This window comes from Paraplanobispora siamensis (genome assembly GCF_016863175.1).
Classification (GTDB): domain Bacteria; phylum Actinomycetota; class Actinomycetes; order Streptosporangiales; family Streptosporangiaceae; genus Planobispora; species Planobispora siamensis.
The window spans coordinates 27,855-43,341 of the sequence record NZ_BOOJ01000037.1 but is presented as its reverse complement, the minus strand read 5'-3'; the positions used below and the strand labels follow the sequence as shown (position 1 = coordinate 43,341).

Here is a 15,487-nt window from a genome sequence, read left to right as displayed (position 1 = left end):
AACCCTACGGCCTCCGGCCGACGGTGGGGCGCCTGTCACGAGAGGGCGAGGTGAGGCGTGCTTCGGAGGAGTGAAGAACAGGTAATGCGGGCATAAAACACATCAGGAGTCCCTCCAGTCATTTATGGGTGGCGGGCATGCCGACGGAGAAGCCAAACTTGGTCCAGGACGGTGCCGTGGTGACCATCCGCTGGGCCGTCCGGCGGAGGTCATCGTGACGGAAGCGCCCGGGCCCCAAGAGGGGCCGCCAACCGGGGCACGCGACATCGTGCCCCCGACCCAGACGCACAGCGTGCGGGGAAAGGCCCGCTGATGCGCCAAGTCCTGCTACTCAACGCCACTTACGAGCCCTTGACCACCCTCTCCCTGCACCGCGCCGTCGTGCTGGTGCTCAGGGAGAAGGCAGACGTCGTCCACCGTGACGGGCGCGGCGCCGTGCTCCGCTCGGCCAGCCGCACCCTGGACGTGCCGTCGGTGATCAGGCTTCGCCGTTATGTCCGTATCCCCTACCGTTCGCGCATCCCCCTGACCCGCACCGCCCTGATGCGCAGGGACGACTACCGGTGCGCCTACTGCGGTCAGAAGGCCGAGACGATCGACCACGTGATCCCCCGTTCCCGCGGTGGCACCCACACGTGGGAGAACTGCGTCGCCTCCTGCACGACGTGCAACCACCGCAAGGCGGACCGGCTGCTGGAGGAGCTGGGGTGGACGCTGAACGTCGCCCCGGTCGTGCCGAGGGGAGTGCACTGGCGGTTGATCGGCGCGCACGTCGTCGGCGACCCCCAGTGGGCGCCCTACCTGGCGGAGAGCGCGGCCTGAAGTCCACGGGCCCGAGCTCCGGGGGCCGGCGCTTCGGCGGGAGCGTGTCCCGAGGCCCCGGCCGTCAGGCCTGAAGCCCGGCGGGCCGGGCGCCGGTGATGGCCGGCGCCCGGCCCCGGCAGGATTCCTTCGGTCCTGCCAGTCCGGACGGCATCCGTCGTCCTCCGCGGCACCCGTCCTCCTCCGTGGCACGCACCGCCGCACCTGTCGTTCTCCGGCGGTGCGGCTGGGTAATCTGGTGCCATGCCGCGCTATGACTTCCGCTGCCGTGCCTGCGGTTCCACTTTCGAGCTGTCGCGTCCGATGGCCCAGTCGGACGACCCCGCCCCCTGCCCCGCCGGCCACGACGACACGGTGCGCCTGCTGTCCACGATCGCCGTGACCGGGGGAGCCTCCGCGCCCAGGCCCGCCGGAGGCGGCGGCTGCTGCGGGGGCGGCTGCTGCGGTTGATCGGTGCGGCGCCCGTCCTTTCAGGGGCGGGCGCGCGACCGCCGTCCCTCGTCGTGCGTTATGCCGCCCGCTTGCCCTGGAAGGGCAGGAACCCCTCGGGCCGATGCGGCCGGGCGGGCAGGAAGGTCTGCTCCGCGGCGATGATCCGGTCGAAGCGGAAGGCGCGGATCGCCCTGCGCATGCGGCACATGCCGACCAGATACCAGTGCTGACGGTGGACCATGCAGGTCACCGGGTCGACGTCGCGGACGGTGACCCGGCCGGAGACGTCGCGATAGTGCAGGCGGATCACGAGCCGTGAGGTGATGCAGCTCGCGATCGTCCTGGCCCGGTCGGCGACCTCGTCGGGCAGCGGGGCGGTCAGGGTGGTCAGGGTGGCGGCGACGACGTCGTCGTCCAGGTCGAGGTGCTCGAAGGCGTGGCGCAGGCCGTGCCGGGCGGCGTTGGCCTGAGGGCCCGAGCCCAGGTGTGCCAGGGACAGGGCGAGGGCGGCGATCTCGGCGGTCGTCAACGGGCTGGCGGAGGGCTTCATGACGTTAGCCATACCCACAGAATACGGACGAGCACCGACATTTTTCGAACAAAGATGACGGGTTCTCAGGATTGTGGCTCCGCGGCAACATGCCCGGCGGAGCCTGCCGCGCGCCGTACGACGGCATCGGAACCCCAGGTGAACCCGCTCTCCGTGCCGGCGCCGTGAGGAAGGCGCGGCAAGTCGGCGGGTGCGGTGTTTCTCGTTCCCGTGTTCGATAAGAGGAACGGGGTGTCTCCCGTCCCCGTGGTGATGGGGGGACGGGTGAAGACTCCCGCCGTACCGGCGTCTTGGACGGGCCGGTACGGCGGGAGCCGACGGTTCTCAGCGGGACGGCTGGTTCAGCGGGACAGCTGGGACAGGTCCCGGGAGGCGCCGGTGGAGGCGGAGGTGGTCAGGGCGGCGTAGGCCTGCAGCGCGGCGCTCACCGGGCGGTGGCGGTCGCGCGGGCGGTAGCCGCCCAGGTCGGCCAGGAGCTTCTCGCGGCGGGCGGCCAGGTCGGGCTCGGCCACCTTCAGCTTGATCGAGCGGCCCGGGATGTCGATCTCGATGATGTCACCGTCCTCGACCAGGGCGATGGTGCCGCCCTCGGCGGCCTCGGGGGAGGCGTGGCCGATGGACAGGCCGCTCGTGCCGCCGGAGAAGCGGCCGTCGGTGATCAGGGCGCAGGCCTTGCCCAGGCCCTTGCCCTTCAGGAACGAGGTCGGGTAGAGCATCTCCTGCATGCCGGGGCCGCCCTTGGGGCCCTCGTAGCGGATGACGACGACGTCGCCCTCCTTGACCCGGTTGTTCAGGATGCCCTCGACGGCGTCCTCCTGGGACTCGAAGACCACGGCGGGCCCGGAGAACCTCCAGATGGACTCGTCGACGCCGGCCGTCTTGACGATGCACCCCTCGACGGCGATGTTGCCGTACAGCACGGCCAGGCCGCCGTCGCGGGTGTAGGCGTGCTCCATGTCGCGCACGCAGCCGCCCTCGCGGTCGAGGTCGAGGGAGTCCCAGCGGGCGTCCTGGGAGTAGGGCTTGACGGTGCGGACGTTGCCGGGGGCGGCGTGCCACAGCTCCAGCGCCTCGGGCAGCGCGTTGGGCGAACGCACGTCCCAGGCGTCGAGATAGTCGCCCATCGTGCCGCCGTTGACGGTACGCGCGTCCAGGTGGAGCAGGCCGCCCCGGGCGAGCTCGCCGAGGATGGCGGGGATGCCGCCGGCCCGGTGGACGTCCTCGACGTGGTACTTGTCGGTGGCGGGGGCGACCTTGCTCAGGCACGGCACCCGCAGCGAGATCTCGTTGATCTCCTTGAGGCCGAAGTCGACCTGGGCCTCGCGGGCCGCGGCCAGGATGTGCAGGATCGTGTTGGTCGAGCCGCCCATCGCCACGTCCAGCGCCATGGCGTTCTCGAACGCCTCCTTGGTGGCGATGCTGCGCGGCAGCACGCTCTCGTCGTCCTGCTCGTAGTAACGGCGGGTGATCTCCACCAGCTGCCGCCCGGCGTCCTGGAACAGCTTCTTGCGGGCCTTGTGGGTGGCCAGGATCGTGCCGTTGCCCGGCAGGGCCAGGCCGATGGCCTCGGCCAGGCAGTTCATCGAGTTGGCGGTGAACATGCCGCTGCACGAGCCGCAGGTCGGGCAGGCGTTCTCCTCCATCTCCAGCAGCTTCTCGTCGGAGACGCTGTCGTCGGCGGAGGCGATCATCGGGTCGATCAGGTCGAGCTTCTTGCCCGGCGTCTTGCCAGCCTCCATCGGCCCGCCGGAGACGAAGACCGTGGGGATGTTGAGCCGGAAGGCGGCCAGCAGCATGCCCGGGGTGATCTTGTCGCAGTTGGAGACGCAGATCAGCGCGTCGGCGCAGTGGGCGTTGACCATGTACTCGACCGCGTCGGCGATCAGCTCGCGGCTGGGCAGCGAGTAGAGCATGCCGCCGTGGCCCATCGCGATGCCGTCGTCCACCGCGATGGTGTTGAACTCGCGCGGGATCGCGCCCGCCTCGCGGATCGCCCCGGCGACGACGTCGCCGACCTCGCGCAGGTGCACGTGCCCGGGGACGAACTGGGTGAAGCTGTTGGCCACCGCGATGATGGGTTTGCCGAAGTCGCTGCCGGCTACACCGGTCGCCCGGAGCAGGGCCCGGGCTCCGGCCATGTTCCTGCCGTGAGTGACCGTACGAGACCTGAGGGCGGGCATGACGCTTCTCCCATCATCGGCGCTGAGTCTTCAGCTGAGTCTTCAAATGGTACGGCCACCGCCCGCCTGCTGAGACCTGGAGTCCATCCATCGGACGCCCGGAGACACGCGGAACGCCCGGCGGGCAGGCCGCCGGGCGTTCTCGGGGAAGTCGGGGAAGTCGGGTCAGCGGTCGGAGGAGACCTGCTCGGCGCCGCGCCGGGCCCGCACCGGGGCGTCAGGCGCCGGGGACTCGGGATAGCGGGCGGGCAGGACCTTGTCGGCGATCTCGTAGATCTTCTCGATCTCCTCCTCGGTCAGCGACCGCTCCCGCTTGGTGATCCACTTGCGGACGTGGCTGCCGTCGAAGACGTCGACCTCGCGCACGTTGAGGACCTTCCACGGGATGGAGGGGCCGTAGATCGCCAGCGATGGAATGATCATGACCTCGCGCCCGAGGAGCTCGCCGATCAGCTCGGCGGCCCGGCTCGCCTCCCAGCGGGCCTCGTCGAGGCGGGCCTTCTGGGAGAAGGGGCCCAGGAACAGCTTGCGGTGCGACTGGGCGCGCACCGGCAGCCGCTTGTCCCACTTCTCGGAGTCGACGGCGTAGACCCCGGTGGGCCCGATGACCAGGTGGTCGATCTGGGCGTCGCTGTCGGGGATCGCACGCGCGTGCAGGGTGCGGTAACCCTTGCGCTCCAGGCTCTTGAGCTGGGCCTCCGTGCGCCGCTCCGCGACCGAGGCCCGCCGCCAGGCGGGGACCGTCGAGTGCGAGCGGGCGCGCACCACCGTGTCGGCGATGGCGGCCACCACGGCGGCGGTGACGCCGGCCTGCCACATCTTCAGCAGCACTCCGACCACGATCCCCGCGACGACCGCGATGACGACGCGGCGCAGCAGGGGGCGGTATCGGGGCTGGCCGAGCAGACTCAGCAGAGAGACGCGTTCGACGGGCGCGTACGTAGACGCGGGCGCGGCGGGGCGAGCCGTCGGCTTGGCTTCAGCCGAGCGGTCACCGGCCCAAATCGGTGACGTAGTGTTACCGTCTTCTGGCACCTGACCGGAATCCACGTAACTCACGGTAGCTGACCCTTAAACCGAGTGCCTAGTACTCCGCAACTCACACTTTTGTGACCACTGTCACCCGCATGCCAGTGCACGGGAGCGGGTATCTATACATATCTCTCTAGATAACCTCGCCGCCTGCGCCTACTGTGCGGAGCGTGGCTGACATACATGATCTTACCGCCCTCGAGCAGGCGGCGGCCGTACGGCACAGGGAGATCTCGCCTGTCGAGATCACCGAGCACTACCTCGACCGCATCGCGCGCCTGGACCCCGAGGTCGGCGCCTACGTGACCGTGACCCCCGAGCTCGCGCTGGAGCAGGCGCACAAGGCCGAGGCCAGGGCGCAGGCGGGGGACGACGCCTCGCCGCTCCTCGGGGTGCCGATCCCGATCAAGGATCTCAACCTGGTCAAGGACGTGCCGATCCACTTCGGCTCGGCGACCTACGACGACTTCGTCGCCCCGGTGGACGACAGCGTGGTCGAGCGGCTCAGGGACGCCGGGACGATCATGCTGGGCAAGACGGCCACACCCGAGTTCGGCATGCCGTGCTACACCGAGACCTCCGTCTCGCCGCCGACCCGCAACCCGTGGGACCTGTCCCGCTCGGCCGGAGGCTCCAGCGGCGGCGCCGCGGCCGCGGTCGCGGCGGGCCTGGCGCCGGCGGCCCAGGGCAGCGACGGCGCGGGCTCGATCAGGATCCCCGCCTCGGTCTGCGGGCTGTACGGCATCAAGCCCACCAGAGGCCGGATCAGCTTCGCCCCGATCATCCCCGACCTGGCCGGACTGTCGACCAACGGCCCGCTGGCCAGGAACGTCGCCGACGCCGCCGCGCTGCTCGACGTGATGACGCACAACAACCCCGGCGACCTCTACCACGCGCCGCCGCCGGAGCTCGGCTCCTTCACCGCCTACGCCGGCAGGGACCCGGGCCGGCTGCGGATCGCCCGCTACTGCGAGTCGGTCGTCCCCGGCGCGGAGCTGGACCCCGAGGTGCTCGCCGCCTACGAGCACGCCTCGGCGGAGCTGGCCGCCCTGGGGCACGAGGTGGTCGACATCGCGCCGCCGTTCTCGACCGACACGGTGCCGCAGTTCGTCACGCTCTGGTACGCCTTCGCGTGCATGCACCCGGTGGACCTCACCAAGCAGGACCGGCTGCGCCCGCTGACCGCCTGGCTGCGCGAGCGCGGCTTCGCGACCCCGGCGCCCGACTTCCTCCAGGCCCAGTCGGCGCTCCAGCTGGCCACCCGGTTCGGCCTGATGGTGACCAACGAGTACGACGCGGTGCTCACCCCGACCGTCACCGCCCCGCCCCGGCCGGTGGGCTGGTTCGAGGACGTGGACGGGCCGGAGGAGACCTTCGAGCGGATGAAGCGCTTCGCCGCCTTCCCCGCCATCTACAACGTCAGCGGCCAGCCCGCGGTGAACCTCCCGCTGTACTGGACGGAGCAGGGCCTGCCGATCGGGGTCATGCTGGCCGGGCGCTTCGGTGAGGAGGGTACGCTGATCTCGCTGTCGGCCCAGGTCGAGGCGGCCAGGGGAGGCTTCTGGAAGGGGCGCAGGCCGCCGGCCTGGTGAACCGGCCCCCGCCGCGGGCGGACCGGGTCAGGGCACCCGCGCCCGCAGCAGGGTCACCAGGTGGGCGGCGATGTCGTCCAGCAGGGTCGAGACCGGGACGGGGGCGCCTGCCACGGCGGAGAACAGGCTCGGCAGCCCCGGAAGGGGGAAGCCGTCCTCCTCCGCGGCCGCCTTGCCCACCTCGGTCTTGGCCAGCGCGAGCCGGCTGCGCTCCCAGGCCTCCAGGACCTCCTCGGGGGAGGGGACGCCGAAACCGTGCCCCACCGGGGCGGCGTGGCGCAGCCGTACCAGAGGGGTGTCGGCGAAGGCCAGCGCCACCCGCGCGCGCAGGGACAGGTCGTCGCGGAGGTCGGGCGCGACCCACTCCATCGCGGAGCAGGGGTTGCGGCAGGAGGCGACGCAGGTCGCCAGCGCCCCGGCCACCTGGCTGTGCTGCCGGTCGAAGTAGGCCCGCCAGCCCTCGGCCGGCTCCCCGGCCACCCGCAGGCTCCGGTTGGCGGCCGACTGCTCGGCCTTGGTGTGGTCGCACTCGCGGTCGCCGATCACGCCGAACCGGCTGCCGGGCGCGCCGAGCCCCACCGGCCAGCGGACCGGGTCGCCCGCGTGGCCGAGCACCGGCTCGAAGGCCAGCAGCGGAAGATACTCGCTGGCGATGTGCAGGGCGGCGACCATGGGGCTGAGCTCGCGCCGGTGCCACCGGACCGCGATCACCTCCAGCAGCAGCCCGTAGGCCGGGCGCAGGGACTCCAGCGCGCCGCGCGGCTGCTCCCTGGGCGTCTGCGGCATGGTGCAGGCCCGCGCGCGGCGCCGCAGGGCGGGCGGCACCTCACGCGCCTCGACCGCGAAGTCCTCCGCGTCGAGGGACAGCAGCCGCTGCCCGAACTCGCAGACCGCCATGATCTCCAGGTCCTCGGTGAGGACCTCCAGGTCGGCGAAGGCGTGTCGTCTGGCGAGTGTGACCAGCAGGTCCTGTACCGAGTTCACGATCTCACGTTCTCCGAGGTCCTCACGGGGAGAGCGGGCCCGCCTCCCCGCGCCCGTCACCGGGAATGCTATGCGGGAACGGCGACGCCCCCGCCGTCGGCGGCGGGGGCGTCACACTGTCCTGTCCTCCCTGTCCTGCGCTAGGAGGCGGCGTCCTTGGCCTGGGCGCGCAGGGCGCGGCGCACGCCGTCGGCGCCCTCCACGAGCAGGCGCTTGAGCGCGTGCGGCGGCCGGCTCTCCTCGATCAGCCGCTCGGTCTTGTCCACCGTCTCCTGGGAGATCGCCAGCGCCGGGTAGCAGCCGTTGGCGAAGTTCTGGGCGCTGTCGGAGGTCCAGGCCTCCCAGATGCGGCCGATCTCGGCGAAGTAGCGGTCGGCGTACGGCTCCAGCAGCTCCGGGTGGCGCGGGTCCATGAAGCCGAGGATCGTCGAGCGGAGCAGGGCGCCGCTCAGCTTGCCCTCGGTCATGGTCTGCCAGGCGGCGGCCTTGGCCTCGGCCGTCGGGATCGCGGCCCGGGACAGGACGGCGGAGCGCTCGCCGGTGGCGGTGGCGTCGCGCAGCAGCTCGGCGGCGATCTCCTCGTCGCCGAACACGCCGCCGGAGACCAGGGCCTGGGTGAGCGTCCAGCGCAGGTCCGCGTCCACGGTCAGCCCCTCCAGCACCGTCGTGCCGTCCAGCAGGCCCTTCAGGAACGCCAGGTCCTCCTGGGAGGAGGCCACCGCGGTGAGGGCGTTGAGGAAGGCCAGCTGGTGGTCGGAGCCGGGCGCGGCCCTCTCGACGAGGGAGCGCAGCGCGGAGGCCTGCAGGGCCAGGCCCTCGGTGCGCCAGGCGGGGTCGGCGTACTGCTGGGTGGCCTGGCGGGCCTGGCGGAGCACGGTCTGGGCGACGGTGATGTCCTTGATGGACTCGATGCCCGACAGCACCAGCGCGACGTAGTCGCGGGTGGACATCTCGGCGTCCCGGGTCATGTCCCAGGCGGCCGACCAGCACAGCGCCCGGGGCAGGGACTCGGTGAACCTGGCGATGCCGCCCTCGACCAGGGTGCGCAGCGAACGCTCGTCCAGCCGGATCTTGGCGTAGGTCAGGTCGTCGTCGTTGAGCAGGACCAGGTCGGGCTGGACCTCGCCGACCAGCTCGGCCACGGCGGTGCGGGCGCCGACCACGTCGAGCTCCACCCGCTTGACCCGCACCAGGGCGTCGTCCCGCAGGGAGTACAGGCCGATGGCGACGCGGTGCGAGCGCAGCGTCGGGTAGTCGGCCGGGGCCTCCTGCAGCACGGAGAAGCTGGTGAAGCGGCCCTCGTCGTCGACCTCGAAGGCCGGGCGCAGGGTGTTGACCCAGGAGGTCTCCAGCCACTCCTTCGACCACGACGACAGGTCGCGCCCGCTGGTGCGCTCGAGCGCCGACAGCAGGTCCGACAGCTCGGTGTTGCCCCAGGCGTGCTCGTTGAAGTAGTCGCGCACGCCGGCCAGGAAGTTGTCCAGGCCCACGTAGGCGACCAGCTGCTTGAGGACCGAGGCGCCCTTGGCGTAGGTGATGCCGTCGAAGTTGACCTCGACCGCGTGCATGTCGACGATGTCGGCGGCGATTGGGTGGGTGGAGGGCAGCTGGTCCTGGCGGTAGGCCCAGGCCTTCTCCACGTTGGCGAAGGTCGTCCAGGCGCCCTGGCCCCAGCGGGTGGCCTCGGCCTGGCACAGCACCGAGGCGTAGGTGGCGAAGGACTCGTTCAGCCACAGGTCGTCCCACCAGCGCATGGTGACCAGGTCGCCGAACCACATGTGCGCCATCTCGTGCAGGATCGTCTCGGCGCGGCGCTCGACGACGGCGTCGGTCACACGCGAGCGGAAGACGTAGTCCTCCAGGAACGTCACGCACCCGGCGTTCTCCATCGCGCCGGCGTTGAACTCCGGCACGAACAGCTGGTCGTACTTGCCGAACGGGTAGCGGATGCCGAAGATCCGGTGGAAGAAGTCGAAGCCCTGCCGCGTGATCTCGAAGAGGTTGTCGGCGTCGAGGTGCTCGGCGAGCGAGGCGCGGCAGTACAGGCCCAGCGGGATGCCGTCGTGCTCGGAGGTCACCTTGTGGTACGGCCCCGCGCACAGGGCGGTGATGTAGGTCGACATCACCGGGGTCGGCGGGAAGTGCCAGCGCCTGGCGTCCTGGAGCGCGCCGTGCTTGCCGCGGTGGCCCTCCAGATCCTCGATCCGGTCGGCCGCGGCGTTGGAGACGACCTCCCAGTAGGAGGGCGCGAGCACGGTCAGCTCGAAGGTCGCCTTCAGGTCGGGCTGGTCGAAGCAGGCGTACATCCGGTGCGCGTCGGCCGTCTCGAACTGGCTGTGCAGATAGACGTTCTTGTCGACCGGGTCGACGAACCGGTGCAGGCCCTCGCCGGTGCGCATGTAGGAGCAGTCGGCGTCGACGCGCAGCTCGTTCTCCTCGGCCAGGTTCGGCAGCGGGAGCCGCCCGGTCTCCAGGTCGTAGGTGGCGACGTCCAGCTCGACGCCGTTCAGCACGGCGCTGCGCAGCTTGGCGCCGGCCAGGTCGATGAACGTCTCCGCACCCGCACGGCTGCTGGTGAAGCGGACCGTGGTGATGCTCTCGAAGCGCTCCTCGCCCTCGGTCAGGTCGAGCTCCACCGCATACGACTGCACGCTGAGCAACCGTGCGCGCTCGCGGGCTTCGTCACGGGTCAGATTGCCTGCCACTACCGCTCCCTCGTCACGACGTCCTCCGCTCCCTTGCGAAGGGCTGCCTGAATCCTGCCATGGGAGGCGGGAGAACGCCGCCCCGGAGGCGTACCCACCGATTGATCACTACATATGAGGATAAAGGGGAGGGACGTGGCAATAATCCGACGCGGAATACGGGCCGAGGCCCTCAGGTTGTTGCGAGGCGGAATGTCTCCTTGACGAGGAAGCTGGACACATGACTGAGCGCACGCCGGTCGACCTCTGGTTCGACCCGTTCTGTCCCTTCGCCTGGATGACCTCGCGCTGGCTGCTCGAGGTGGAGAAGGTGCGGCCCGTCGAGCCGCGCTGGCACATCATGAGCCTGAACATCCTCAACGAGGACAAGGACGTCCCCGACGCCTACCGCGAGATGATCGCCAAGGCGATCGGGCCGGTCCGCGTGGTCGCCGCGGTCCAGGAGAAGTACGACTCCGAGACCGTCGGCCGCCTGTACACCGAGCTCGGCGTCCGCTTCCACAACCAGGGCAGGATCAAGCAGCTCGACACCCTGCGCGAGACGGTCGAGGAGGCCCTGGAGGCCGCCGGGCTGGACCGCTCGTTCGCCGACGCCATGGACTCCGAGGACTACGACGAGTCGCTGCGCGCCTCGCACAACGACGGCATCAACCGGGTCGGCCAGGAGGTCGGCACCCCGGTGATCGCGGTCGGCGACGTCGCCTTCTTCGGTCCCGTCATCTCGCCCGCTCCCAAGGGCGAGGAGGCCGGTCGCCTGTGGGACGGCGTCCACACGGTCGCCGGCTTCGACGGCTTCTTCGAGCTCAAGCGCTCCCGCACCCGGCCGCCGATCTTCGACTGAGCCGCGTGGCCGTGGCGGGGCGTCCGCCCCGCCACGGTGCAGGTCTGGACATTACGACTTTTTAAGGATCCTCGGCATTTCCTCCGGATCTGGACAGTTCGTCGTACGCTCCTGTCAGGAGGCGGCCACGGGTCCGCTTCGGCGAGGGGCGTACTTACTGTGTGTAATGCAGACGACACGCTGAGTAATCAATGGAGCTCTCGCCTTCTCACGTTCCGCGCGCAAGGATGAAGGCATGCGTCACCTTTACCTGAACGGAGCTTGGCAGGCCTCGGCCTCGGGCGAGAGCATCGACGTGGTCAACCCCGCCACCGAGGAGCTGATCGATCGGGTGCCGGCGGGATCGCCCGCGGACGTCGAGGCCGCGGTGGCCGCCGCCAGGGCCGCCCTGCCCATGTGGTCCGCCACGGCCCCCGCCGAGCGGGGCAAGTTCCTGGCCGCCGCCGCCGACCTGCTGCACGAGCGCGCCGACCAGATCGCCAGGATCATCTCCACCGACATGGGCGCCCCGTACGGCCTGGCGATGAAGGTGCAGACGCTGATGCCCGCCGGGGTCCTGGCCTCCTACGCGAGCCTGACCGAAACTTACGACTTCGACACCAAGCGGATCGGCAACTCCTGGGTGCTGCGGGAGCCGGTCGGCGTGGTCGGCGCCATCACGCCGTGGAACTACCCGCTCCACCAGATCGTGTGCAAGGTCGCGCCGGCGCTCGCAGCGGGCTGCACGGTCGTGCTCAAGCCCAGCGAGGTGGCGCCGCTGGTGGCCTTCGCGCTGGCCGGGATCTTCGACGAGGCCGGTCTGCCCCCCGGCGTGTTCAACATGGTGAGCGGTCACGGGCCGGTGATCGGCGAGGCCATCGCCGCCCACCCCGACGTGGACATGGTCTCCTTCACCGGCTCCACCCGCGCGGGCCGCCGGGTCGCCGCGATCGCCGCCGAGACGGTCAAGCGGGTGGCGCTGGAGCTCGGCGGCAAGTCGGCCAGCGTGATCCTGCCGAGCGCCGACCTGCAGACCGCGGTCAAGGCGACGGTGGCCAACGCCTTCATCAACTCGGGCCAGACCTGCTCCGCCTGGACCCGCATGATCGTCCACCGCGACCAGTACGACGAGGCCGTCGCCCTCGCCGTCCAGGCCGCGGCCAAGTACACCGTGGGCGACCCCTTCGACGAGGGCACCAGGCTCGGCCCGCTGGTCTCGGCCGTGCAGCGCGACCGGGTCGTGCGCTACATCAACCGCGGCCAGGAGGAGGGCGCGCGGCTGGTGGCCGGCGGCACCGACCGCCCGCTCGACCGGGGGTTCTACGTGGAGCCCACGGTCTTCGCCGGGGTGGAGCCCGGCATGGTGATCGAGCAGGAGGAGATCTTCGGTCCCGTCCTGGCGGTCATCCCCTACACGCGGGGCGAGGACGAGGCCGTCTCCATCGCCAACGGCACGCCGTACGGCCTGGCGGGCGCGGTGTGGGCGGACAACGAGAGCAACGCCGTCTCCGTGGCCCGGCGCCTGCGCACGGGCCAGGTGGCGATCAACGGTGGCCGGTTCAACCCGCTGGCGCCCTTCGGCGGGTACAAGCAGTCGGGCATCGGGCGCGAGCTGGGCGAGTTCGGCCTGGAGGAGTACCTGGAGACCAAGTCCCTGCAGATGTGAGGGCCCGCGGCGCCGGTCAGGGCGTCTGCAGCAGGACCTTCCGCGCGGCGTCCTTGGCCAGCCGGTCGACGTAGAGCGAGCCGTTCACGTGGTCGGTCTCGTGCTGGAAGCAGCGGGCCAGCAGGCCTCGGGCCTTGACCCGGACCGGGCGGCCCAGCCGGTCCACGCCGGTGACGGTGACCCCGGCGGCCCGGGGGGTCTTGGCGTAGATCGGCTTGCCGGTGTCGCGGCCGGGGACCGACAGGCAGCCCTCCTCGTCGACCACCACGGTGTCGTCGTCGATCGTCAGCTCGGGGTTGATCACGTGGCCCTTGCGGTTGCTGCAGTCGTAGACGAACAACCTCTTGGACACGCCGATCTGCGGACCCGCCAGCCCCACGCCGTCGGCGGCGTACATCGCGGCGAACATCTCGTCGATCAGGTGGCGCAGGTCGCGGTCGAATTCGGTGACCGGCTCGGCGGGCGTGCGCAGGACGGGATCCCCGATCACTCGGATGTCACGCATGTGGGGCTCTCTCTTGTAAGGGTTCCAATAGCGGACCGGCTATTACTTTAGCCGGGGTGGGCGTCGAGGGGGCCACCCATACCTGCGAAACTGGGCGGGTGCGTGTCTACATCGGTGCCGACCATGCCGGCTATGAGTTCAAGAACCACCTCGTCTCCTGGTTGAAGGAGCGCGGTCACGAGGTGACGGACTGCGGTCCCTTCGTCTACGACGCCGAGGATGACTATCCGCCGTTCGTGCTGCGCGCGGCCGAGGGCGTCGCCAATGACCCGGGCAGCCTGGGGGTCGTCATCGGCGGCTCGGGCAACGGGGAGCAGATCGCGGCCAACAAGGTGCGCGGCATCCGCGCGGCGCTGGCCTGGAGCGAGGACACCGCCAAGCTCGCCAGGGAGCACAACGACGCCAACGTGATCAGCGTGGGCGCGCGGATGCACCCGCAGGAGGAGTCGACCCGGTTCGTCGAGATCTTCCTCGCCACGCCGTACTCCGGCGCCGACCGGCACACCCGCCGCATCGACCAGCTGTCGTCGTACGAGACGACGGGCGAGCTCCCGCCGCTGCCCTGACCCTTCGGCCGCCCTGACCGTCCCGGCCGGCCGCTCCTACGCAGGGGCCCGGCCGGCGGGGCTCACTTGTTGTTGTCGCGGCCGCGGCGCGACTGCTCCCTGCGCGGGGTCTCATCGCGCAGGGGGCGCCGGTCCGCGGCCTCCTGCTGCTCCTGGGAGGGCCGGGACACGTCCCGGGCCCGCATCGCGGTGAGCGAGGTGATCTGCAAGCTCTGCAGTGCCATGCCGCCACGATAACCCGCGGGCACACCCCTTTCGAAGGTTGCGGGCCTGCCCGCCGCGCCGGCGGGCACGTTTCCCTCCCGCGGTCCGGTCCGGCGAGCCCGGGCTCCGTCAGAACATCAGGCCCGCCCAGGGCGCCGGCTCCCACGACAGCGCGGTAGACAGCTCCCGTACGGCTCCGGCCCGCGCCTCGCGCACCACGCCCGCCTCCTGCAGCGGGGTGAGCGGTCGCCCGCCGAGATAGGCCGCGCCCAGGGCGCTCACCGGGAGCGCGACGTCGGCCGGGTCGTCCACCGGCACGCACCGGGCGCCGGAGGCGTCGGCCGACAGCCGCCAGCTGCGGGCGTTCCACGGGCAGACCGGGTCGTCGACCTCGATCACCACGTCCACGGGCGCCGCGTAGCGGCGCGCGGTCAGGGCCCGGTCGACGTCCACCACCCGGATCCACAGGTCGTCCACCCAGGTCGCGTTGAGCCGGCGGGGGTCGGCCAGCAGGTGGATCAGCGGGTCGTCGGCGGGGCGGTTCCAGGACTTGATCCGGGAGACCAGGTCGCGGTCGAGCACGTGCCGCCAGAGCAGCGCGTAGGCGGCCGGGTCGAGACCGAAGAGCTCGCGCAGCCGCAGCTCGCCGTCCGGCAGGCCCTGGTCGTTCCAGCTCGCCTTGATCCGGAACAGCGCGTAACCCCGCGGGCCGTCGCCGTCCTCGACCACGACGGCGCGCAGCGGCCCGGCGCCGCCCTGGTCGGCCTCCTGGTCGGACAGCGCCGCGTCCCAGCGCGCGGGCGTGCGGGCGTAGAGCCCGGGACGGCTGCCGAGCACGGCGTCGAAGACCTTCTCGAAGATCCCCCTGGCCTCGGCGGGCTTGACGATCCGCAGCCGCAGCGAGGGGTCGGCCGGGGCGTGCGGAGCCAGGGCGCCACCGTGCCGGGGGATGTCGAAGATCAGGCTGTCGGCGGCCCTGCCGTAGCCGAACCGCCCGTAGATCACCGCCTCGGAGGCGTAGAGCGCGGCGACCGCCTCGCCCCGCTCGTGCAGGTCGGTGAGCTGACGCTTCATCAACGCGGACAGTACGCCCCGCCGGCGGTGCGAGGGGAGCACGCCGACCGCGGTGACGCCGCCGACCGGGATGGGCCCGCCGGGCACCGTCATGGTGAAGCTGCACACCGCGGTGACGCCCACCAGCTGGTCACCGTCGTAGGCGCCCAGGGAGCGCTCGAACTCGGTGTTGCCCTTGAACAGCTCCGCGCGGTGCGGGGGGATGGTGCTGCCGAACGCCTCATCGTCGACCGCCAGCCAGTCGGACCAGTCGGCCTCGGTCATCGGGCGCAGGGTGAAAGTCATCTTCCCCACGGTAGGTGAGCCGTACCACGGCGGCCATTCAATATCCGTGCCGGATGATCTAGGCGTTGGT

At 71.1% G+C, this 15,487-nt stretch carries 14 protein-coding genes; 6 read left to right on the top strand and 8 right to left on the bottom strand.

Features of this window, described 5'->3' with window-relative positions; translation table 11 throughout:
* The first annotated feature begins 312 nt into the window (after window positions 1-312).
* Together Psi01_RS23260 and Psi01_RS23255 are read left to right on the top strand one after the other, a co-directional pair.
* Window positions 313-822, top strand: coding sequence for an HNH endonuclease (locus Psi01_RS23260; RefSeq protein ID WP_203878041.1), 510 nt, complete (start codon window positions 313-315; stop codon window positions 820-822).
* Window positions 823-1,065: 243 nt separating this feature from the next.
* The gene (locus tag Psi01_RS23255) at window positions 1,066-1,272 is read left to right on the top strand and encodes an FmdB family zinc ribbon protein (RefSeq protein WP_204066195.1); all 207 of its coding nucleotides are present in this window, start codon (window positions 1,066-1,068) and stop codon (window positions 1,270-1,272) included.
* A gap of 58 nt (window positions 1,273-1,330) precedes the next feature.
* Here Psi01_RS23255 and Psi01_RS23250 read toward each other — a convergent pair whose 3' ends face one another.
* From Psi01_RS23250 to Psi01_RS23240, 3 genes are all read right to left on the bottom strand, one after another.
* Window positions 1,331-1,816 (bottom strand): helix-turn-helix transcriptional regulator, encoded by a 486-nt coding sequence (locus Psi01_RS23250; RefSeq protein ID WP_204066194.1) that lies wholly within the window; start codon window positions 1,814-1,816, stop codon window positions 1,331-1,333.
* A 329-nt stretch (window positions 1,817-2,145) separates the two neighbouring features.
* Window positions 2,146-3,984, bottom strand: coding sequence for a dihydroxy-acid dehydratase (gene ilvD / locus Psi01_RS23245; RefSeq protein WP_204066193.1), 1,839 nt, complete (start codon window positions 3,982-3,984; stop codon window positions 2,146-2,148).
* A gap of 165 nt (window positions 3,985-4,149) precedes the next feature.
* Window positions 4,150-5,019 (bottom strand): nuclease-related domain-containing protein, encoded by an 870-nt coding sequence (locus tag Psi01_RS23240; protein WP_239127944.1) that lies wholly within the window; start codon window positions 5,017-5,019, stop codon window positions 4,150-4,152.
* Window positions 5,020-5,186: 167 nt separating this feature from the next.
* Between Psi01_RS23240 and Psi01_RS23235 the strand changes: the two genes are divergently transcribed.
* Window positions 5,187-6,608, top strand: coding sequence for an amidase (locus tag Psi01_RS23235; RefSeq protein WP_204066191.1), 1,422 nt, complete (start codon window positions 5,187-5,189; stop codon window positions 6,606-6,608).
* A gap of 27 nt (window positions 6,609-6,635) precedes the next feature.
* Here the strand turns inward: Psi01_RS23235 and Psi01_RS23230 are convergent, their stop codons facing one another.
* Together Psi01_RS23230 and pepN are read right to left on the bottom strand one after the other, a co-directional pair.
* Window positions 6,636-7,592 carry a hypothetical protein gene (locus tag Psi01_RS23230; protein WP_204066190.1) on the bottom strand — a complete coding sequence of 319 codons (957 nt, stop codon included), beginning with the start codon at window positions 7,590-7,592 and terminating at the stop codon, window positions 6,636-6,638.
* Between the two features lie 140 nt (window positions 7,593-7,732).
* Window positions 7,733-10,297, bottom strand: coding sequence for an aminopeptidase N (pepN, locus tag Psi01_RS23225; protein ID WP_204066189.1), 2,565 nt, complete (start codon window positions 10,295-10,297; stop codon window positions 7,733-7,735).
* Window positions 10,298-10,517: 220 nt separating this feature from the next.
* Between pepN and Psi01_RS23220 the strand changes: the two genes are divergently transcribed.
* Both Psi01_RS23220 and Psi01_RS23215 read left to right on the top strand, forming a co-directional pair.
* On the top strand, window positions 10,518-11,138 hold the full coding sequence (locus Psi01_RS23220; RefSeq protein WP_204066188.1) for a mycothiol-dependent nitroreductase Rv2466c family protein: 621 nt from the start codon (window positions 10,518-10,520) through the stop codon (window positions 11,136-11,138).
* A gap of 235 nt (window positions 11,139-11,373) precedes the next feature.
* Window positions 11,374-12,783 carry an aldehyde dehydrogenase family protein gene (locus Psi01_RS23215; protein WP_204066187.1) on the top strand — a complete coding sequence of 470 codons (1,410 nt, stop codon included), beginning with the start codon at window positions 11,374-11,376 and terminating at the stop codon, window positions 12,781-12,783.
* A 16-nt stretch (window positions 12,784-12,799) separates the two neighbouring features.
* Here Psi01_RS23215 and def read toward each other — a convergent pair whose 3' ends face one another.
* Window positions 12,800-13,288 (bottom strand): peptide deformylase, encoded by a 489-nt coding sequence (gene def, locus Psi01_RS23210; RefSeq protein WP_204066186.1) that lies wholly within the window; start codon window positions 13,286-13,288, stop codon window positions 12,800-12,802.
* A gap of 98 nt (window positions 13,289-13,386) precedes the next feature.
* On the opposite strand from def, the gene Psi01_RS23205 reads away from it, so the two are divergent.
* On the top strand, window positions 13,387-13,854 hold the full coding sequence (locus Psi01_RS23205) for a ribose-5-phosphate isomerase (RefSeq protein ID WP_204066185.1): 468 nt from the start codon (window positions 13,387-13,389) through the stop codon (window positions 13,852-13,854).
* Between the two features lie 62 nt (window positions 13,855-13,916).
* On the opposite strand, the gene Psi01_RS23200 is transcribed toward Psi01_RS23205, so the two are convergent.
* Window positions 13,917-14,078, bottom strand: coding sequence for a hypothetical protein (locus Psi01_RS23200; protein ID WP_204066184.1), 162 nt, complete (start codon window positions 14,076-14,078; stop codon window positions 13,917-13,919).
* Between the two features lie 109 nt (window positions 14,079-14,187).
* Entirely contained in the window at window positions 14,188-15,417 is a 1,230-nt protein-coding gene (locus tag Psi01_RS23195) for a GNAT family N-acetyltransferase (RefSeq protein WP_204066183.1), read from the bottom strand.
* Between the last annotated feature and the right edge of the window lie 70 nt (window positions 15,418-15,487).